This is a genomic window from Noviherbaspirillum sp. FW303-A3, from assembly GCF_058788695.1.
On the sequence record NZ_JBYTAZ010000001.1, the window covers coordinates 1,275,891 to 1,297,293 of the forward strand.

General features: G+C 61.3%; 16 protein-coding genes. 4 read left to right on the forward strand and 12 right to left on the reverse strand.

Annotated features, from left to right (window positions below; genetic code table 11):
* Positions 1-74: 74 nt before the first annotated feature.
* The 4 genes from AC3WOY_RS06260 to AC3WOY_RS06275 form a co-directional block, all read right to left on the reverse strand.
* Positions 75-566: a DUF421 domain-containing protein gene (locus AC3WOY_RS06260; RefSeq protein ID WP_492421839.1), complete on the reverse strand. Its 492-nt coding sequence runs from the start codon at positions 564-566 to the stop codon at positions 75-77.
* A 29-nt stretch (positions 567-595) separates the two neighbouring features.
* The gene (locus AC3WOY_RS06265) at positions 596-958 is read right to left on the reverse strand and encodes a PRC-barrel domain-containing protein (protein ID WP_492421841.1); all 363 of its coding nucleotides are present in this window, start codon (positions 956-958) and stop codon (positions 596-598) included.
* A 10-nt stretch (positions 959-968) separates the two neighbouring features.
* Positions 969-1,520, reverse strand: a complete 552-nt coding sequence (locus tag AC3WOY_RS06270) for a PRC-barrel domain-containing protein (protein ID WP_492421843.1) — start codon at positions 1,518-1,520, stop codon at positions 969-971.
* Between the two features lie 68 nt (positions 1,521-1,588).
* Positions 1,589-4,186, reverse strand: a complete 2,598-nt coding sequence (locus AC3WOY_RS06275) for an FAD-dependent oxidoreductase (RefSeq protein WP_492421845.1) — start codon at positions 4,184-4,186, stop codon at positions 1,589-1,591.
* Between the two features lie 402 nt (positions 4,187-4,588).
* Between AC3WOY_RS06275 and galU the strand changes: the two genes are divergently transcribed.
* Both galU and AC3WOY_RS06285 read left to right on the forward strand, forming a co-directional pair.
* Positions 4,589-5,494 (forward strand): UTP--glucose-1-phosphate uridylyltransferase GalU, encoded by a 906-nt coding sequence (gene galU, locus AC3WOY_RS06280; protein ID WP_492421847.1) that lies wholly within the window; start codon positions 4,589-4,591, stop codon positions 5,492-5,494.
* Positions 5,495-5,797: 303 nt separating this feature from the next.
* Positions 5,798-8,506: a hybrid sensor histidine kinase/response regulator gene (locus AC3WOY_RS06285; protein WP_492421849.1), complete on the forward strand. Its 2,709-nt coding sequence runs from the start codon at positions 5,798-5,800 to the stop codon at positions 8,504-8,506.
* A gap of 18 nt (positions 8,507-8,524) precedes the next feature.
* On the opposite strand, the gene AC3WOY_RS06290 is transcribed toward AC3WOY_RS06285, so the two are convergent.
* Positions 8,525-9,928: a sigma-54-dependent transcriptional regulator gene (locus tag AC3WOY_RS06290; protein ID WP_492421851.1), complete on the reverse strand. Its 1,404-nt coding sequence runs from the start codon at positions 9,926-9,928 to the stop codon at positions 8,525-8,527.
* Between the two features lie 357 nt (positions 9,929-10,285).
* On the opposite strand from AC3WOY_RS06290, the gene AC3WOY_RS06295 reads away from it, so the two are divergent.
* Together AC3WOY_RS06295 and AC3WOY_RS06300 are read left to right on the forward strand one after the other, a co-directional pair.
* Entirely contained in the window at positions 10,286-10,711 is a 426-nt protein-coding gene (locus AC3WOY_RS06295) for a hypothetical protein (protein WP_492421853.1), read from the forward strand.
* A 435-nt stretch (positions 10,712-11,146) separates the two neighbouring features.
* Entirely contained in the window at positions 11,147-12,097 is a 951-nt protein-coding gene (locus tag AC3WOY_RS06300; RefSeq protein ID WP_492421855.1) for a sigma-54 interaction domain-containing protein, read from the forward strand.
* Here the strand turns inward: AC3WOY_RS06300 and AC3WOY_RS06305 are convergent, their stop codons facing one another.
* From AC3WOY_RS06305 to infB, 7 genes are all read right to left on the reverse strand, one after another.
* Positions 12,098-12,964: an SDR family oxidoreductase gene (locus AC3WOY_RS06305; protein ID WP_492421857.1), complete on the reverse strand. Its 867-nt coding sequence runs from the start codon at positions 12,962-12,964 to the stop codon at positions 12,098-12,100.
* Between the two features lie 114 nt (positions 12,965-13,078).
* Positions 13,079-14,089, reverse strand: coding sequence for a tRNA dihydrouridine(20/20a) synthase DusA (gene dusA / locus AC3WOY_RS06310; protein ID WP_492421859.1), 1,011 nt, complete (start codon positions 14,087-14,089; stop codon positions 13,079-13,081).
* A gap of 40 nt (positions 14,090-14,129) precedes the next feature.
* Positions 14,130-15,041, reverse strand: a complete 912-nt coding sequence (locus AC3WOY_RS06315; RefSeq protein WP_492421861.1) for a DMT family transporter — start codon at positions 15,039-15,041, stop codon at positions 14,130-14,132.
* A gap of 85 nt (positions 15,042-15,126) precedes the next feature.
* Positions 15,127-16,962 (reverse strand): translational GTPase TypA, encoded by a 1,836-nt coding sequence (gene typA, locus AC3WOY_RS06320; protein WP_492421863.1) that lies wholly within the window; start codon positions 16,960-16,962, stop codon positions 15,127-15,129.
* A 117-nt stretch (positions 16,963-17,079) separates the two neighbouring features.
* Positions 17,080-18,018 (reverse strand): tRNA pseudouridine(55) synthase TruB, encoded by a 939-nt coding sequence (gene truB / locus AC3WOY_RS06325; protein ID WP_492421865.1) that lies wholly within the window; start codon positions 18,016-18,018, stop codon positions 17,080-17,082.
* Between the two features lie 40 nt (positions 18,019-18,058).
* Positions 18,059-18,445, reverse strand: a complete 387-nt coding sequence (gene rbfA / locus AC3WOY_RS06330; RefSeq protein WP_492421867.1) for a 30S ribosome-binding factor RbfA — start codon at positions 18,443-18,445, stop codon at positions 18,059-18,061.
* Between the two features lie 123 nt (positions 18,446-18,568).
* A complete protein-coding gene (gene infB / locus AC3WOY_RS06335; protein WP_492421869.1) occupies positions 18,569-21,394 on the reverse strand; it encodes a translation initiation factor IF-2 in 2,826 nt (941 codons plus the stop codon).
* Positions 21,395-21,403 lie beyond the last annotated feature (9 nt).

The following is a 21,403-nucleotide window of genomic DNA, read 5'->3' on the forward strand; positions in this document are numbered from 1 at the left end:
TGGAAAGTTTTATCGGGCAGAAATAAAAATGCCGGTCCATGACAGACCGGCAATGCAGCTTGCCCCGAACGATATCAGGCGCTCTTCTTGATGATGCTGATCTGCCCGTCCGACTCGATATAGGCTTCCTTCACCTCCTCGAGCGACTCGATCCCGGCCTGGCGCAACTTGCTCCACAGCTCTTCGTCCGTGATCAGCTCGCGCCGCATGTTACGGGCGAGCATGCGGCCTTTCCAGATGAGCCTGATGGGCGCCGGTTCCGCAAAACGCCGGAACAGCGGAAAGCGAAAACTCACCCAGTCCAGCAGGACGTTCCATGCAATCAGCGTGGCGACCAGCACCATCCCGTCCGTGATGCTGGTGTATTCGCCGGACATGGCATTCTGCGCGGCATCGGCGACGATGACCAGGACCAGCACATCGGCGATGCCGACCGCGCCGATGTCGCGCCGTATGACGAAGCGGAACACAACGAACAGGAACCAGTACATGGCCGAGCCGCGGATGACGATTTCCGCCAGCGGCAGGCTAAGGCTGAACATTTCTTCCCAATCGACCGACAGCATGTGAACCCTTTAAATTGTTCTGCCGCGCCTTACCTCCGCTCCGTCTGCGTCCATCCGGGGCCCGGCATCGATGGCCAATGGGACTTGTCGAAACCCGGTGAATGCTCCAGGCGTTCGCGGGCGATATCGAGGACGAAGCATCGTCGCTCCGCATCAAGCGTCAGGGAATCCCACGGGATAGCGAAGAGCTTGTTGCCGATGCCCAGCACGCCGCCGAACGAAAGGACAGCATAGGCGACGCGGCCGCTGCGCACGTCGATCATGATGTCCTGGATTTCCCCCAGGTCCTCGCCGGCACGGTTGATAACCGCGCATCCTTCCAGCGTGTCCACGGCCATCACGTCCGGGCCGGGGCCTGAAAGATCGGGTTTCTCGCCGATGATGTTCGCCATGATGCTTCTCCTACCGTCCGCCGTTTCCCGACGCGCCGCTGCCCGTCCCCAGCGGGTTGGCCGCGGGACTGCCGGACGACATGTTCCTGTCGCCGGCATTGCCGCGACCGACCATGCGGCTCCAGTAGCGGTCGATTTCGGCATTCCATTTCCTGTCGGTCATGTCCGGCCACCTTGCCTTGTCGAAGCCCGGCGCCTGGTTGATCGTCTCCCGGTCTGCATGCAGGATGTAATAGTTGCCGTCGTCGCTGGGTTGCAATGCCTGCCAGGGAATCGCATGGAATTTCTTGCCGACGCCCATCACGCCGCCGAAGTTGACCACTGCGTACGCCACTTCCCCGCGCCCGCCATCGAGGATGAGATCCTTGATCTGTCCGATCTTCCTGTCTTTCGCATCGCGCACGTTGGTGCCGATGATCCTGGATCCGCGGTACAGCGTGTGCTGCAGCGGCGTAGCGGCCGGCGCAGAGGCAGCGGCCCCGGTGGGAGGCGCCGTTTGCGCCTGCACGTGGAATGTCACCGCGAGGGCGACAGGCAAAATAATGGCAGGGAGTGTTTTCATGCATACCCTCTTGCTCGGCGGTGTCGTCCATTGGGAACGAGCAAGGGGCATGCCAAGATGCACGCGGTCTACTCTACCGCCACCGCGCGCTTCTCCTCCATCCACCGCACGGTCTCGGCCGCCTTCTTTCCTGCAATGAAGGCATGGTCGGAGTTGTAATACTCCCATTCGCTGTAGCGTCCGGCGAGGATGATGTCGTGCATGGCCAGCCAGGATTTGATGGTTTCGACATTGCGCGCGCGGGCGTGGTCGTACACAACGTAGGCGTACGGCATGTCGATCTCGTTGGCGGCAATGATCTTGTCGTCTTCGCGGAACATGCCGACCTTGATGCAATCCTGGATGCAGCGGTCGATCAAGGCCTGGCCGCTCACCGGCAAGGGCTTCCATGTGGGCGAGTAAGTGATCTCGCAAGTGATGCCGAAGCCGCCAGGCGGATTGCACTCGGGACTCGCATTTCCCTGCACGAAGATGCGATGGAAGATGGTGTCTTCCGGATAGTAGATCCAGTGCTTGTCGGTGATGTTCTCGCGCGCCACGCCAAGGTTCACGCAGCGCACGGAGATATGCTTGAGGCCGCTTGCCGCCTGCCGTACCTCTTCCGGCGCTTCCTCGCCGATGATCCTGACCAGCTCCGGCAGCGGCATCGTGCTGATCAGGTTGTCGTACTGGTAGCGGCGGCCGTCGCGCAGGGTGATCGTGCGCTGGCGCGGCGAGAGATGCGCGACATCGGCATTGAGTTCGATCGTGCCCTTGATATGCGGGACGAATCCCGATACCAGCGCCTGGAAGCCGCCGCGCAGGGGATAGCCGAAACGGGCGTTCGGCCCCATCGGCTTGCCCACCGGCTGCAGGGCGCCGTCGATGATTTCCTCCAGGTCGGGCAACGGCACCCGGCCGCCCAGCCAGGAGGTTTCCATTTCCGTCAGCGGCACGGCCCACAGCTTGCGGTTGTAGGGAATGGCAAAATGCCTGGCGATCCCCGCCCCCCACACCTGGTAGATGAATTCCTCGAAGTTGGCCGGCCCCCGCTTTTCGAGCGCCGCCACCTTCGCCCCCGGCAGTGACACACCCCCATCCGCGCAGCAATCGTTCGCACGGGCCACCGTCGGCGCGGTCTTGCCGGCACTGCCGAAACGTGCCTCGATCGCACCCATGATGCATTCCTTGATCACATCGGCCGGGAGTCCGTGCAGCGCGCCCTGAAACGGATAGCGGGTATGGACGTTCTTGCTATACACCCATGCCTCGCGATTCTGCCAGTGCATATTCGATCCGAGCAGGAGCTCATACAGCTCCAGCACATAGGGATCGGTTGAAAACATGATGTGGCCGGCATGGTCGAAGGTGAAGCCGTTGTCCTTGATCGAGCGGCACCATCCGCCCACCATCGAATGTCGTTCCAGGAGAAGCGCATCATGGCCGAGATGGTAGGCTGCGGAAAGTCCGGTCGGCCCGGCGCCAATGATCGCTGTCTTTGCAAAGCGGGGAAATTCGTGCTGCCGCAGGAGATTGATGCCGGCGGCGGGATCGGCCTGTTCAACGCCGTTCCAGTCCTGCCGGGCGACACGGCGCGGCGTAGTCGCCAGGAGCGCGCACATCTTCTCGACCGTCGCATCCCATGAGGTCGCGGCGAGTACCTTGCGCATTTTCTCTATCTTCTCGGCATGCGCCTGCGGCGAAGCCAGCAGGGCCGCCTCGCAGGCCGCGATGAATGTCCGTGCATCCTCCGCGATCGAGACAATGCCTCCATAGACGTCGGCGACGTCCGCCACCGGCGTGCTGACGATGGGCAATTCGGCCGCCATGTATTCCAGCGTCTTGGTCGGGCTGATGAAGCGCGTCGATTCGTTCAAGGCGAACGGCAGCAGGCACACATCCCATCCCGCCAGGAATTGCGGCAAGGCCTGGTAAGGGTGCTGCCCGAGGTAATGAATGTTCTCGCGGCGCGGCAATTCGGCGGGATCGATCTTGACGACCGGCCCGACCAATACGATTTGCCATTGGGCATGCGCGTCGGCCAGCCTTGCGATCAGATCCGTGTCGAGGCGTTCGTCGATCACGCCGTAATAGCCGAGGCGCGGCCCCGGAATGTCCTTGTGCGCCGGATGCGAATTGGCGCGGTCCAGCGACTGCACGAAATGGCTGGCATCGACACTGCTTGGAAAGCAGTGCACGTTGGGATGCCGCTCGCGCTTGGCGCGGTACAGGCTGGGGCCGCCCGTGAAGACGATGTCGGCCACCTTCAGCAAGGCGCTTTCGCGTTGCAGCAGTTGCTTCGGCGCGTTCTTGAATGACGCGAGCTCGTCCATGCAGTCGTAGACGACCAGGCGCGGATGCAGCTCCTGCAGCAGCGGCAGCGCCATGGGCGTGTAGAACCATGCGATGTGGTCGTCGTAATCCCGCACCACCTGCCGCATCAGCTTCTGCAGGTGCGGCAGGTGGTCGTCGTGGAATCCGTGCTGGCTTACCGGGGTGTGCGGCCGGCAGACGAGGATGCCCGGCGAGGGAGAGTAAGTGTGAAGGAAGGTTCGCTCCTCATCGTGCACCGGCTCTTCGACAAACACGATGGGATGGCGGGCGGCAAGACGGGTCATCAGATGCTGCGGCCGCTGGAAAACAAATTCCCAACGCAGATGTGAAAACACAATGATTGCTGAAGCCATTCTATCTCCTCGCCTGGACGGCTTTTTGGATGATCAAAAATGCGTTGCGGACGCAAGTCCTGTGCCGACGCCTTTTCTCTGCTTCTATCATGCGGGAAGCGCACTGACTATACGAAGCAAGCCATGCCGTGACCCTGAGGCGGCGCAAGCTGCATGTGGCCCTGCCGCATGATGCCGATCAACTCTTTTCCCCCATCGTTGCCGGGATGCCTCGGTACGCTTCCTGCTTGCTCGACTCCTTGCCGCCGACGAGGCGCACCTGCAGCGCGCGACATGCCGTTCATCAATGGAAAGTTGCAGCAGTTGCCGCCGTTCTCATACATGTAAAAACGGCAAACCGGTGTAATCGTTACCCGTGCGCGGCGTCCGGAATGTTCAACCATGGCACTAAGAGAGACGACAATGACCAAGATCCGTAAAGCAGTATTTCCCGTCGCAGGTTTGGGCACCCGTTTCCTGCCCGTCACGAAAGCATCGCCGAAAGAAATGCTGCCGATTGTGGACAAGCCGCTGATCCAGTACGCCGTGGAAGAAGCAGCGGCGGCAGGCATTACCGAAATGATTTTCGTGACGGGACGCGGCAAGCGTTCCATTGAAGACCACTTCGACAAGGCCTACGAACTGGAGTCCGAACTGGCCTCGCATGGCAAGGTCAAGCTGCTGAAAGAGATACAGAGCCTGCTGCCGCAAAACCTCCACTATTCCTACGTGCGTCAGAGCGAGGCGCTCGGCCTTGGACATGCGGTGCTGTGTGCGCGGCCCCTGGTCGGCAACGAACCCTTTGCCGTCGTGCTGGCGGATGACCTGATCGATGCCGACGTGCCTGTCCTCAAGCAGATGATCGACCTGCATGGCCAGCATGCGAGTTCCGTCGTCGGCGTCCAGAACGTGCCGCTCGAACAGACGCAGCAGTACGGCATCGTGCGTCCGCAATCGATGGGCGTGCGCATCCACCGCGTCGGCGACATCGTCGAGAAACCGGCGCCCGAGAATGCGCCCTCCACCCTGGGTGTGGTGGGACGCTATGTCTTCACGCCGGAAATCTTCGATTATCTGGAGCGCGTGACGCCTGGCACCGGCGGCGAGATCCAGCTCACCGATGCGATTGCCGCGATGCTCGCCGAACATCCTGTCCTGGCTTATGAGTTCAAGGGCCGCCGCTACGATTGCGGGTCGAAGATCGGATACCTGGAAGCGGTAGTCGTCTACGCCCTGCGCCATCCGGCCGTCGCAGAGGAGTTCGGCAGTTTCCTGTCCACGCTGAAGATCGAAGGCGTCAAGCAGAACATCGGCAACCTGAGCGCATGACACAGCACGGCGCGGCCGGCATCACAATCAAACATGATGTTTCCATGCTCTTGTCGTATATCAAATGCTGCCGCCGCCGTTCCTGCGTTTGCCGAAACGAAAGCGGATACGCCGGCGATAAAATCCATGCGGCGGATACGCGAATCCGGATATCGCGCCGCATTTTTTCTTGGGACACAGTGAGCAGGAAATCCGGTACGAGGAGTCGGTTTCATCATGTCGGCATCGAATCATCAGGTATTGCCCATACGGGGAAAAGATCATTTACCAACGCCCATGGCCCCGAGCGCGCGGATTGATGCAATGCCTATCATTTCAACAAACGACAGATCCAGTCCGGATGTAGAACGCTACCTCTACCTCGTTGAACGCTGCGCCGACGGCGTTCTCCTCGTGCGGGACGGCCGGATCGCCGGCGCCAACCGCGCGGCAGCCGGCCTGCTCGGCTACCCCGCTCCGGATCAACTGACCGGCCTTGCAATCGACGACGTGCTGCCGGCCGGCGATGCCTGCCGCAGCTGTCCCGCCGTGTTCGAACAGACATTGACGCTGCCGGACGGCAGCCCCCTGCACGCCGAGATCACGCTGTCACGGTACCTCGACCCTGACGCCACGGACAGCGTGCTGGTTGTTGTGCGCGATACAGACGCGCGCAAGAACATCACCGCCGCACTCCGCCAGCAAGACCAGTATCTCCGCCTGATCACCGACAACGCTCCCGTCCTGATTTCCTATGTCGGCGCCGACGAACGCTACCGCTTTGTCAACGCGACCTATGAACGCTGGTTCGGGCTGCCGCGGGAAGACATCATCGGACGGCGCGTGGAGGAGGTCGTCGGCCTGGACTACGCTCATATCGAGCCGCACGTACGCCGTGCGCTGAATGGGGAGCAGGTCGTATACGAAGTCTCGGTGACCAACAAGATCGGCCGGCGTCGCATGTTCGTGACCTATACGCCCGACTTCGGCGCAAACAATGACGTGTGCGGCTTTTCGGCAATGATCATGGATATCACCGAGCGCCGGAATGCGGAGCACGAATCGCGCAAGCAGGAACGGCAGCTTCGGCTGCTGGCGGACGCGCTCCCGGTACTGCTTGCAAAATGCGACCGCGATTATCGTCTCGTCTTCGTCAACAAGACATTTGCCGACCGCCACGCAGTCGCCACGCATATGGCGATCGGCAAGCGGCTTTCCGAAGTCATGGGAGAGGAAACCTTCGCCGCGATCCGCCAGTACATTGATGCGGCACTCCAGGGTCAGCCGCAGGAACACGAGATCAATCTCCCGGAGCCCGGGAGGTCAGAGCGCACGCTGCACATGATGTATGTGCCCGATTCCGACGCCCAGGGCCGGGTGCGTGGCCTGGTCATCGCCATCACGGACACCACCCGGCTGCGCGTCACCGAGGAACAATTGCAGCGCAGGGAAAGGGAATTCAAGACGCTGGTCGAGAATTCGCCGGACATCATTTCGCGCATCGACCGCAACATGCGCCATCTCTATGCGAATCCGGCCATCGAACGCCTGACCGGACTGAAAGCCCCGGCGGTGCTGGGCAAGACCAAGGCCGAGCTGGGCATGCCGCGCAGCGTGGTGCGCGCGTGGGACGATGCTGCCCAGGCCGCCTTCACCACCGGCGTCGACCAGCGTCTCGATTTCGACCACATCATCGATGGCCAGATGCGCTATTTTTCCGGACGGGTGATCCCCGAGATCGACTCCTACGGGAACATCGAGTCGGTCGTGGGCATCGCCTACGATGTCACCGAGCGCGCCCGCATGGAAAAGGAGCGCGACGAACTCCTTTCCCGGGAGCGAACCGCGCGCATCCAGGCGGAAACCGCGGCGCGCGCCCGCGACGAATTCCTTGCCATCGTCTCGCATGAATTGCGCGCACCGCTGAACGGCATCCAGAGCTGGGCGCATGTGCTGGAAAACTATGTCAAGGATGCGACCTCGGCGCCGCTGGCACAACGCGCGCTGCAGGGTATCAAGACCGGCGTCGGACAGCAGGTGCGCCTGATCGAAGACCTGCTCGATGTCACACGCATGATGAGCGGCAAGCTGCGCCTGGTGAAGCAACCCCTCGCGCTGCTTCCGGCACTGCAGGCCGCGGTGGAGAGCGTGCGCGCCCTCGCAGCGGCCAAGCGCATCAGCATCACCTGCACCTACCGCATCACCAGCGAACAGGTGGAAGGCGACGCCGACCGTGTGCAGCAGATATTCTGGAACCTGCTCTCCAACGCCATCAAGTTCACGCCGGAAGGGGGCAACGTCTGGCTCAACGCCTCCTGCAACGACAGGGATATCCTGGCCACCATCCGCGACGACGGCGTCGGCATTTCACCCGATTTCCTGCCCCACCTGTTCAACCGATTCAGCCAGGAAGACACCTCCAGCACACGCGACCACAGCGGACTCGGTCTCGGCCTGTTCCTGGTCCGCCACCTGATCGAACTGCACGGCGGCCGCGTGAAGGCCGAAAGCCCGGGCGAAGGCAAGGGTTCTACTTTTTCCGTGACGTTCCCGTTGCGCGCGCGCTCGGACAAGTACCTCACCGTCGGCCCCTCCGATGTCGGCAGCACAGGCGTGCCGCTGCCCTCGCTCGACGGCCTGAAAATCCTCCTCGTGGACGACCAGGAGGAAGCGCGCGAGTCTCTCACCATGGTCCTGACCGGCGCGGGAGCAAATGTCGTCGCCGCCTCCTCGTCGTCCGATGCGGTTGCCCTCCTGGACAAGTGCCAGGCCGACGGCCTGCCCGATCTGCTGGTATGCGACATCGCGATGCCCGGCGAGGACGGCTACTCTGCCCTGCGCCGCCTGCGGAGCTGGAAGGCGCGTGACGGCAGTATCCCGCTGCACCGCATGCCGGCGCTGGCACTGACGGCATTCGCACAGCGCGAGGACAGGATCCGTGCGTTGACGGCCGGCTTCCAGATGCATGTCACGAAGCCGGTCGCGCCGGAAGAACTGATTGTGGTGATCGACACGATGGCAATCCGGGAATGAATTCCCGGATCATCATCCTCAATGATAGGAATCGCTGCTGCTTCCGTGCATGGAAGAAGCATCGTCCTTCTTCTGCATGCCGCCCTCGTAAGGACCGTACTCTTCCAGCCGGTTGTACAGCGTCTTCAGGCTGATGCCGAGGATATCGGCTGCACGCTTCTTCACGCCGCCGCACAGCTCCAGGGTTGCATAGATCAGCTTGCGATCCACATCCGCAAGCGAGGTGCCGACGGGAATCGCCAGCGTCAGTCCGACGGGCGACTGCGTCGTGATGACGGGGGCGAGCGCCGCGGCATCGATGGTGTGATCCGACAGAATGAATGCGCGCTGGATATAGTTGCGCAATTCACGCACATTGCCCGGCCAATGGTAGTTGCTCAGGCAGGCAAGTCCGTCGGACGACAGCACCTTGCTGGTGCCATGCGAAGCATTGAGCTGCTCGAGAAAATTCTCCGCCAGCAGTTCGATGTCGCCGCCGCGCTCGCGGAGCGGCGGAATTTTCAGCGGGAAAACATTCAACCGGTGATACAGGTCGAGCCGCAGCTTTCCTTCCGACACCGCCTGTTCGGGATCGCGGTTGCTGGCCGCGACCACGCGCACATCGGTTTCGATTTCCTGGTTGCTGCCGATGCGCATGAAGGAGCCGGTTTCCAGTACGCGCAGGAGCTTGACCTGCAGCTCGATCGGCATTTCGGTGATTTCGTCGAGGAAGAGCGTGCCGCCGTTGGCGCGTTCGAAGTAACCCTTGTGCTGGCGGTCCGCGCCGGTGAAGCTTCCTTTTTCATGACCGAAGATTTCGCTCTCGATCAGTTGCGGCGAAATCGCGCCGCAATTGACCGGCAGGAAGGGATGTTTCTGGCGCAGGCTCAACTCATGAATGGTTTGCGCCGCGAGTTCCTTCCCGGTACCGCTTTCTCCCAGGAGAAGGACCGTTGCCTCCGTCGGCGCCACACGCGCAATGTGGTTGTAGAGTTTCTGCATGGCCGGCGCTGCACCGAGCATCTGGCCGAAGTGCCCGAGCCTGCGCAACTCGCTGCGCAGCACGCCGATTTCTTCCTTCAGATCCACGGTACGCGGTATGCGGGAAAGCAAGGCCTTGAGCCGCCGGAAATTGATCGGCTTGGTCAGGTAATCGGCCGCGCCGAGACGCAAAGCCTCCACCGCAGTCTCCACACTGGCGTGTCCGGTGATGAGCACGATCTCGGTTGTCGCGCGGGATTCGATGTCGTTGAAGAGATCCATTCCGCTACCATCCGGCAACTTCAGGTCGATCAGCACGACATCCGGACGCTGGCGCATGATCTGCACCTGCGCGTCCTTGATGCTCCCTGCCACAGCCGTAGAGAATCCTTCGGCAGCCGTGATTTCAACAAGCGCTTCTCGCGTGTTGACGTCATCGTCAACGATCAATACATGCGGCATATGAACTGCTCTCTCTATGTTGTCCAGCGAAATCTTGTACGCGGGTATTGGGATACCGCGCATGAACGCCTGCACCTGCTCGGCAGTGCATGCGTGCCTGTCTTGGGGAAAAGTATCTTGAGGTTGACTGCTACATCGGGATGCCGTTGTTCCGGAGCCAGACTATCTCAGCATATGTCCCATGCCGCTATTGTCCAGTCTGACGCCTGAGCGCCTTTTGACCAAGAACAGCGGACGATGATGTTGTCGATGTTGACGACGCAAGGATGCAGCGGTTTGGAGTGCGGCTGGTACAAATGTTTCCTGCATCCGATACCCGCTCCTGCGTCGTCCTGATCTGATTGGAAATAACGAGCAATGCTCGTCGCCCGCCTGATTTTGGACTACGCAACTTCCTTCGGGTTCGACGATACATTTCGCGAGGGCGCCGGAAATGGGCGGGGCCGGCGTCTCTCACTCGCATCGGCGTTCGCTTGCGGGCACTCACCGCCGGAGCATTCGCTCCGGAACCGGCGAACGCACTGCGGGGATTTTTATTTCGAACCGGAGCCGGAGCCCGAACCCGAGCTTCCGCCCGATGTGCCGGAGGCGCCCGACGAACCGCCCATTGCGCCAGATCCACCCGAGGAACTGGAGCTGCCCGGAGAGCCGCTTGCGCCTGAACTCTGGTCACCAGCGCGACGTTCACAACCGACGGCCGTCAGACTGAGTGCGGCAACAACCAACAAGATTTTGGATGTGGTCTTGAGTGCATTCATTCTTGTTCCTTTCACGAAAAGTTAACGGTGTCTCGTTCTTGACCAGTTCATTTGCGATAAGTTCTTAACTTTTTCGCAAAGTCGGCCTTTAGCGCGACGCAGCTTCCGTGCCAGTGACATGCATGATGGCGTCTACTCGCCGATGCGTCGATGAAGATTCTTGAAGAAACCTTTCAGCGTAAAACTTACAGGCGCGGCGTAAGCATTACATCGCTCCGCATGCCGCGCAGACACTCTGTTCCGCACCTGAATTCACAGGGGAAGATCGGTCTTCGTGCGAACACGCATATGGCGTTATCGTGTATTGTTGACTTGTACGCTCCCCGGTCGTCCGCATGCAGAAAAGCTCTTTGCGCAATGGAACTGAATTAGCGCAAGAGAAGCCTCAGGCATTGGTGCAACAATCGTGAACGCACACCGGACGCCGACTTTGCATGTCCGGTCAACGCCTGGAATCCCTATGACTCTCGACAATTCGTTCAAGCATTCCGGCATCGTGTACGGCTCTTCGCCCGTCATGGAGCAGCTGTGCCAGCAAGTGGAAAGAGTCGCATCGACCGACGCCACGGTGCTGCTGGTGGGCGAGAGCGGGACAGGCAAGGAATTGATCGCCAATGCGATCCATCATGCAAGCAGGCGACGCGATGAAACCTTTGTCGCCGTCAACTGCGGCGCCATTCCTGCACATCTCATCGAGGCCGCACTCTTCGGCCATGAGAAAGGCAGCTTCACCGGCGCCTCCCGTCAACATATCGGCTATTTCGAGCACGCATCGCGTGGCACGCTGTTCCTCGATGAAATCACCGAGATGCCGATCGACATGCAAGTGAAGCTGTTGCGCGTCCTGGAAGCGGGAACCTTCCTGCGCGTGGGCGGCGACGAGGAGGTGAAGGTCGATGTGCGCCTGGTGGCGGCGACCAATCGCGACCTCGATACGGCGGTGAAGCAGGGCAACCTGCGCGAAGACCTCATGTACAGGCTCGCCGTTTTCCCGGTGCGCGTTCCGCCCTTGCGCGAGCGCGGCAGCGACATCGAAATGCTCGCGCTGCATTTCCTGCAGGCGCTGAACGAAAAGGAAGGAAAGCAGAAGGTGTTCTCGCGCAATTCGCTCGACGTCATCCGTTCCTATTCCTGGCCGGGCAATGTGCGCGAACTCAAGAACGTCGTGCAGCGCGCCTTCATCCTCGCCACCGACACGCTCAACGTCGAGGAATGCATCTCCGACCTCGCGGCAAAGAAGCCGACCTTGCACGAAGGCTATCTCAACTTCTTCGTCGGCACGCCGCTCGCGGACGCGCAGAAGGAAATCATCCTCGCCACGCTGAAGCACTACAGCGGCAACAAGCGCCTCACGGCGGAGGCGCTCGGCATCAGCCTCAAGACCCTCTACAACCGTCTCAAGGAATACTGATCATGTATTGATGACCTCGCCGCCGTTCGGATGCAGCACCTGTCCGGACATGAAGGACGCGTCGTCCGAAGCGAGGAAGACATAGGACGGAGCAATCTCGTCCGGCTGCCCCGCCCTGCCCAGCGGTGATTTTTCGCCGAATCCTTCGACTTCCTTCTCGCTGAAGCTCGCCGGGATGAGCGGCGTCCATACCGGACCGGGCGCCACGGCGTTGACGAGAATGCCTTTCTCGATGAGCTGCTGGGACAGCGAGCGCGTGAATGCGACGATCGCGCCCTTGGTGGAAGAGTAGTCGAGCAGGTGCGAACTGCCGCGATACGCAGTGACCGAGGTGGTGTTGATGATGCGCGCACCGGGCTTCAGGTGCGGCAGTGCCGCCTTTACGGTGAAGAACATCGAGAAGATGTTGGTGCGGAAGGTTTTCAACAACTGCTCTTCCGTGATGTCCTCGATGCTCTGCTGCGGATATTGTTGCGCGGCATTGTTGACCAGGATATCGAGCCGGCCGAATTTCGTTATCGCGGTATCGATCATCTTCGCGCAGAAGGACGCGTCGCCGATATCGCCGGCAATCGTCACGCAGTCCCTTCCTGCTGCTTCGACGTGGCGTTGGGTCTCTTTGGCATCCTCATGCTCATCGAGATAGGCGACGACCACGTTCGCCCCTTCCTTGGCGAAGGCAATCGCGACCGCGCGACCGATGCCGCTGTCGCCGCCTGTGATGAGCGCGACCTTGCCCTTGAGTTTTCCGCTGCCTTTGTAATCCTGCATCTCGGCCTTCGGCTTCGGCGTCATCGCCGTTTCCGAGCCGGGCTGGTGATCCTGGTGCTGCGCGGGAATGGATGGTTTCGCGTCCTCGCTTGCCATTGTCGATCTCCGTAGATGAAGGATGGAAATGGAAACAACCTGCCGGAAGAGCGGCATGGAATTGCGCAGGATCGAGCAGGTTCCGTGCCAAATGCCTGGCACGGGAGAAAAGAGTCAGGCGGCGATTGGCTGCATGCGCGCCAGTGCTTCCAGCAGCAAGGCGGGATCGCCGGAAGCAAGCTTCTTCGAATCCGACAAGGTCTGACGAAATCCGCGCGCACCGGGGAGGCCTGCCATGAGGCCGAGCATGTGGCGGGTAATGCTGTTAAGCCTGAGTCCGGCGCCGTTGTTGCCGTAACGCGCAAGCTGGTCCCGGATATAGGGAACCATCGCCTCGATGACTTGGGCACGGGTCTTTGGCGCCGCATCGTCGCCGTAATAGCGGGCATCGAAGGACGCCATCAGGTAGGGGTTGTGATAGGCCTCGCGCCCGAGCATCACGCCATCGACATGCTGCAGGTGCAAGTCGATTTCCTCCAGCGTCTTGATGCCGCCGTTGATGAGGATTTCGAGTTGTGGAAAATCGCGCTTCAACTGGTACGCGTATTCCGGTTTCAGCGGTGGAATCTCGCGGTTCTCCTTCGGACTCAATCCCTTCAGGATGGCATTGCGCGCATGCACGATGAAAGTGTTGCAGCCCGCCTCGGCAATCTTGCCGACGAAATCGCGCACGAAGTCATAGGTCTCGATATGGTCGATGCCGATGCGATGCTTGACCGTCACGTCGATGGACACGGCATCGCGCATCGCCTTCACGCAATCGGCCACGAGTTGCGGCTCGTTCATCAGGCAAGCGCCGAACGCACCCTTCTGCACGCGTTCCGACGGGCAGCCGCAGTTGAGGTTGATTTCATCGTAGCCCCACTGCTCCCCGAGCTTCGCGCTTTTCGCCAGGTCTGCGGGTTCGCTGCCGCCGAGCTGCAAGGCGACAGGATGCTCCGTTTCGCTGAAATCGAGATGCCTGGCCACATCGCCGTAGACCAACGCGCCGGTGGTCACCATCTCGGTATACAGCCAGGTATGGCGCGTGATCTGCCGGTGAAACACGCGACAGTGACGGTCCGTCCAGTCCATCATGGGTGCAACGGAAAGGCGGCGCGAAGGCAGTACGGCAGGCTTGGTCATGATTGGTTTCTATTGTAACGACAGCGATGCACTCGGGTAATCAGGGTTGCTGCTGTCTCGCGGCAACCGGGGTTCCTTTCGATCCCGTCGGCGCAAGCTCATTGAACACCAGCGCCGCCATGACGACCGCACCGCCGATCAATGTTTCCTGCGCCGGCACCTCTCCTGCGCCCAGCCATGCCCACAATGGTCCGAGCAGCACTTCCAGCAACGACAGCAGGGAAACTTCCGGCGCCGAGAGATGTTTCATCGCCTTCACCATCAGCATGCAGGGCAACCCGAGCTGGAAGAAGCCGAGCGTCGCCAGGATGGCGATGTCGTGCAGCGAAGTCTGGAACGGCGAGGCCACGCCCAGCATGAGCCCCGCGGAAAACACGCTGCCCAGGAGAATCGCCGGAATCAGATCCACACCGTGTCCTGCCCGCTTGATGGCAATGAGATTGACGGCGGCGGCGACCGGAACGGCGCTGGCGATCATCATTCCGACCAGGTGTTTGCCGCCGACTTCGCTCATGCTGTTGACGAACATCCACGAGATGCCGACGAAGGCCGCGGCAATCGCCAGCCAGGTGCGCGGCGCAACGCGTTCCTTCAGGATCAGCCAGGCAAGGAATGCGGTCAGCAGCGGCGACACGCTCATCACGATCAGGGTATTGGCGACCGTCGTACGCGTCAGCGCCACCATGAAGCAGACAAACATCACGCTCCACATCAGGCCACTCAGCACGCCAAGACCGCCGAGCGAACGCACGGTACGCGTCGCTCCACGCAATCCCTGCTGATAAAGCAGTGCGCCGGCAACAAAGATACCGGAAAACAGGCTGCGCCAGAACGTTACCTCGAAACCTTGCGCGGACTCGAGGTGGCGCGTCAGCACCCCCGCAATGCTCCACAGCGTGGGAGCGATGATCATCAGCAGGATCGCCCGCTGATGCGATGTCATACGTGACATAAGCAACCCGGAAAAAATCAGCCCGGCGGCCCTTGCGGGCGGCCGGGCCGGTTGAAGCAGCCGGATCTTGTACCCGGCGCTCGATTTATGCAGCTTCGCGCGATGCCCGCTTGCGCTCATGCTCCTTCAGGAAACGCTTGCGCAGGCGGATGCTCTTCGGCGTGATCTCGACCAGTTCGTCGTCCTCGATGAATTCCACCGCGTATTCCAGCGTCAGCTGGATCGGCGGCACGAGACGGACGGCTTCATCCGTGCCGGACGCGCGCACGTTGGTCAACTGCTTGCCCTTGATCGGGTTGACCACGAGGTCGTTGTCGCGCGAATGGATGCCGATGATCATGCCTTCATACACCGGATCGTTGTGGCTCACGAACATGCGGCCGCGGTCCTGCAGTTTCCACAGTGCGTAGGCAACGGCAGCGCCGTCATCCTGCGAAATCAGCACGCCGTTGCGACGGCCAGCCAGTTCAGGCTTGGTCATGTCGACCGGCGAATATTCGTCGAAAATGTGACTCATCAAGCCAGTACCGCGCGTGAGCGTCATGAATTCGGACTGGAAGCCGATCAGGCCACGCGCCGGGATACGGTACTCGAGACGCACGCGTCCCTTGCCGTCCGGCTCCATGTTCTGCAGGTCGCCACGGCGGCGACCGAGCTCTTCCATCACGCCACCCTGGTGCGCATCCTCGACGTCGACGGTCAGAAGTTCATACGGCTCGCACTTCACGCCATCGATGTCCTTGAACACGACACGCGGACGGGACACCGCCAGCTCGTAGCCTTCGCGGCGCATGTTTTCCAGCAGGATGGTGAGGTGCAATTCACCGCGACCGGAAACTTCGAACGTCGTGTCGTCGCCGGTATCGGTCACGCGCAGCGCGACGTTGGACTTCAGTTCACGATCCAGGCGGTCACGGATCTGGCGGCTGGTCACGAACTTGCCTTCGCGGCCGGCCAGCGGAGAATTGTTGACCAGGAAATTCATGGTCAGGGTCGGCTCATCCACCTTCAGCATCGGGAGCGCATCCGGCGTATCCACGGCGCAGAGTGTGCTGCCGATGCCGACTTCTTCGATACCGTTGATCAGCACGATGTCGCCAGCCTGGGCTTCATCGACAAGCTGGCGCTCCAGGCCCTTGAACTTCAGCACCTGGTTGATGCGCGCCTTGATCGGGGTGGAATCCGGGCCGTTCAGCACGATCACATCCTGCAGCGCCTTCGCGCGGCCGCGCTTGATACGGCCGATGCCGATCTTGCCGACGTAGGAGGAATAATCGAGCGAGGAAATCTGCAATTGCAGCGGGCCGTCCGGATCGTCGTCACGGACCGGGACGTGTTCCAGCACGGCGTCGAACAACGGCTTCATCGTGCCTTCGCGCATGGTCGGGTCGAGGCTGGCGTAGCCGTTCAGCGCGGATGCATAGACGACCGGGAAGTCGAGCTGCTCTTCAGTCGCGCCCAGCTTGTCGAACAGTTCGAACGTCGCATTGATCACCCAGTCAGGACGCGCGCCCGGACGGTCGATCTTGTTGACCACGACGATCGGCTTCAGGCCAAGAGCAAGCGCCTTGCGTGTCACGAAACGGGTCTGCGGCATCGGGCCTTCGACGGCATCGACCAGCAGCAGCACCGAGTCCACCATCGACAGCACGCGCTCCACCTCGCCGCCAAAGTCGGCGTGGCCGGGGGTATCGACGATGTTGATGTGGGTGCCTTCATACTCGACCGCGCAGTTCTTCGCGAGAATCGTGATGCCGCGTTCCTTTTCGAGGTCGTTGGAGTCCATCACCCGCGTGTCGATCTGCTGGTTTTCACGGAAGGTGCCGGACTGACGCAGCAGCTGGTCGACGAGGGTCGTCTTGCCGTGGTCAACGTGAGCAATGATGGCGATGTTGCGCAGAGCGCGCTTGGTATTTGACATGGTGGTCCAGTGCTTGAATGCGGGATTCGGGAGAACCGACTAGTATAGCATGTTGCGACGCAAGAACTATTGAAATCGCTGGAATTTCAATGAGTTGCGCGCAGGACAGTGAAAAAATCAGGCATTGCTGCGTTCGGCGATGAGCCGTTCGGGGGCGAGAATGCCGTATTCCATGAGTTGTGCGGTGCCTAGCAGCCGCTCACTCTCCGCAGAGTACACCCGCGTACGCCCCTGGTATTGGGGATATGGCAAGCCTTCCTTGCCGAGGGCGATGCGCTGGCCATGCAAGAATCGCTTGGCGAACGCTTCCGGGAGCCGGACCTGCGGAAAAGTTGACAGCAAGGCATCGACGGGCGAAAGCTTTCGCTCACGCTCGGCATCCGGTACTGCGGCCAATGCGTCCAGGGTAATAGCGTTGTCTAGCGTCAGCGCACCGACCTGCGTGCGCCGCAGGGCTTGCAAATGTGCGCCGCACCCGAGCGCGCTCCCGATATCCTCGCCCAGGACGCGGATGTATGTGCCCTTGCTGCAGGTGACGCGCAGCCGCAAATACGGCGCCTGGTAATCGAGCACGTCGAGCGCATGGATGACCACGCGCCGGGCCTCGCGCTCAAGCACCACGCCTGCGCGCGCGTACTCGTACAGCGGCTTGCCGTCGCGCTTGAGGGCCGAGTACATCGGGGGCACCTGGTCGATCTCGCCACGGAATTTCGCAACCACCGCATCGATCTGCTCACGCGTGACATTCACCTCCAGACGCTGCAGCACCTCTCCTTCCGTATCGCCGGTATTGGTCGACACACCGAGATGCACGACGGTCTCGTAGGTCTTGTCCGCCTCCAGCAAATCCTGCGAGAACTTGGTTGCCTCTCCGAAGCAGAGCGGCAGCAGTCCGGTCGCGAACGGATCGAGCGTTCCGGTATGGCCGGCCTTTTGTGCATTGAGCAGGCGTTTCGCCTTGATCAGGACGTCGTTGCTGGACGATCCAGCTGCCTTGTCGAGCAGCAAGACGCCATCGACAGGCACGCGCGGTTTCTTGGGCGGGTGTTGCGCCATGGTGGGAATTCGAAAATTGCGCCGTCAGGCACCGACGACATCAGCCTTCGGCGTCCTTGGCACGTGTTGCGTTGGCTTCGTCGATCAGCTTCGACAATTCCATGCCGCGGGCGGTGGAAATGTCATGCACGAAGTGCAGTTCGGGGATGGTGTGGATCGTCAGCCGCCGGCCCAGCTGGCCACGGATGAAACCTGCCGCCTTGCGCAGCCCGGACAACGTGTTTTGCATGGCCTCGTCATTGTCGACGAGCGTGGTGAAAAACACCTTCGCATGCGCGTAGTCCGGGGTGAGCTGCACTTCGGTGATCGTGATCATGCCGACGCGCGGATCCTTCAGTTCGTAGGCAATGATTTCTGCCAGGTCACGCTGGATCTGATCGGCCACGCGTACGCCGCGGCCGGGAATGGATTTACTGTGTTTAGCCATGATGATGCGCCCTTAAACGTCGTAGCCCGGATGGAGGCACAGCCGGAATCCGGGAGATGATCCACCATCCCGGATCGTGCTGCGCTCCATCCGGGCTACGCAACCGGCAAGACTTAGCCGGCATTACAAGGTACGAGCAACCTCCTGGACTTCGAAGATCTCGAGCTGGTCGCCTTCCTTGATGTCGTTGAAGTTCTTCAGCGACAGACCGCACTCGAAGCCGGCCTTTACTTCCTTCACGTCATCCTTGAAGCGCTTGAGCGAATCGAGTTCGCCGGTCCAGATCACCACGTTGGCACGCAGGAGGCGAACCGATGCGCCGCGCTTGACGAGACCGTCGAGCACGTAGCAGCCGGCAATCGAACCCACCTTGCTGACATGGAACACCTGGCGGATCTCGACCAGGCCGAGCGTTGCTTCGCGCTTTTCGGGCGCCAGCATGCCGGACATCGCAGCCTTGATCTCGTCCACCGCATCGTAAATGATGTTGTAGTAACGGATGTCGATGCCGCTGGCTTCTGCCAGCTTGCGTGCCGAAGCGTCCGCCCGGGTGTTGAAGCCGATGATGACGGCCTTCGAAGCGACTGCGAGGTTGACGTCGGATTCGCTGATGCCGCCGACTGCGGCATGCACGATCTGCACGCGTACTTCGTCGGTCGACAGCTTCTGCATGGCGTGCACCAGTGCTTCCTGGGAACCCTGCACGTCGGCCTTGACGATCAGCGGGAGGTTCTTCACCTCGCCCTCGGCCATCTGCTCGAACATGTTCTCCAGCTTCGCGGCCTGCTGCTTGGCCAGCTTCACGTCGCGGAACTTGCCTTGGCGGAACAATGCGATTTCACGCGCCTTGCGTTCGTCCGCCATGACCATGACTTCCTCACCGGCACCCGGCACTTCGGTCAGGCCCTGGATTTCCACCGGAATGGACGGCCCCGCTTCTGCGACGTTCTTGCCGTTCTCGTCCAGCATGGCACGCACGCGGCCATAGGACGAACCTGCCAGCACCACATCGCCGCGCTTGAGCGTACCGGCCTGAACCAGCACCGTCGCGACCGGACCCCGGCCCTTGTCCAGCTTGGCTTCGATCACGAGGCCCTTGGCGTGCGCATCGACCGGTGCCTTCAGTTCCAGCACTTCGGCTTGCAGCAATACGTTTTCCAGCAGGTCGTCGATGCCCTGGCCGGTCTTTGCCGACACCGGGCAGAACGGCGCTTCGCCGCCGTAGGCTTCCGGCACCACGCCTTCCGCGATCAGCTCCTGCGTGACGCGGTCGGTATTGGCGCCTTGCTTGTCAATCTTGTTGATCGCCACGACGATCGGCACACCTGCCGCTTTCGCGTGGGCAATTGCTTCCTTGGTCTGCGGCATCACGCCGTCGTCGGCCGCCACCACCAGGATAACGAGGTCGGTTGCCTTCGCACCGCGTGCACGCATGGCGGTAAACGCTTCGTGGCCCGGAGTATCGAGGAAGGTGATGATGCCGCGCGGCGTTTCGACGTGATAGGCGCCGATATGCTGCGTAATGCCGCCCGCTTCACCAGCCGCCACCTTGGCGCGGCGGATGTAGTCCAGCAGCGATGTCTTGCCGTGGTCGACGTGGCCCATGACGGTCACGACCGGTGCGCGCGGGAGCAGTTCTGCATCTGCATGCGTGCCGGTTTCTTCCAGCATGGCTTCCGGATCGTCGAGCTTGGCGGCAAATGCCTTGTGACCCATTTCCTCGACGAGGATCATGGCCGTTTCTTGGTCGAGCACCTGGTTGATGGTGACCATCTGGCCCAGCTTCATCATGTGCTTGATGACTTCCGATGCCTTCACCGCCATCTTGTGCGCCAACTCGGCCACGGTGATGGTTTCCGGCACGTGCACTTCCTTGACGACGGCTTCGGTCGGCACCTGGAAGTTGGATTCGCGCTGGTCGTCGTGGCCATGCGAGCGGCGGCCCTTCGGGCCGCTGCGCCAGCCGTCGCGACCGGCCGGGGCGGCTGCGCCATTCCCGCGGGTCTTGATGCCGCCGCGCTTCTTGGCCGCGTCATCCTGCCACGTGGAGGAGACGTTCGCCGACTTGATCGACTTCTTGTCGCCAACCGCCGGCTTCTTGTCATCTTTCTTCTCGGCGACTTTCTTGTCCGCCGGCTTGTGCAGCGTGCCTTCGGCCGCCTTGGCAACGGGCGCGGGTGCAGGCTCGGGCGCCTTCATCACCTTGCGCGGAGCGTTCATCATCGCCTTGATCTGGGCAACTTCGTCGGCAACGGCCTTGCGGGCGCGCTCGGTCGCTGCGGCACGTTCGGCCGCTTCCTTGGCTTCCTGTTCTGCAGCCTTCTTGCGGACTTCTTCGTCGGCAACGCGCTTGGCCTCTTCGGCGGCGGTCATTTCCTTCTGGTTCTGCTCGGCCTTCGCGGCGGCTGCATTGGCAGCGGCGCGGCGCTCGGCTTCCTCGGCCGCTTCACGCATGGCCTTGGCCTGGGCTTCCTTTTCCGCTTCCAGCTTGGCAAGACGCTCCTGCTTTTCACGCAGTTCCGCTTCCTGGCGCGCGATCAACTCGGCCTGGCGACGAGCTTCTTCCGCACGGCGGGCGACTTCGGCCTCGTCGATCACGGGAGCGGCAGGCGCCACGGCCGGCGCGGCTTCTTCAACCACCGGCTCATCGCGCTTGATGAACGTACGCTTCTTGCGCACTTCCACCTGGATGGTGCGGGACTTGCCGGTCGCATCCGCCTGCTTGATCTCGGTGGTTTCCTTGCGGGTCAGCGTGATCTTGCGCTTCTCGCCTTCCGGCGAGGCGCCATGGGAGCGGCGCAGATGGTTCAACAGCTTGTCCTTGTCTTCTTTCGACAAGGGGTCGGACGCCGAACTCTTCTCAACGCCCGCAGCGCGCAATTGCGTCAGCAGCAAGTCCGCGGGCATTTTCAGTTCGGTGGCAAATTGGGCTACGTTGGTACTCGCCATTCAGTCCTC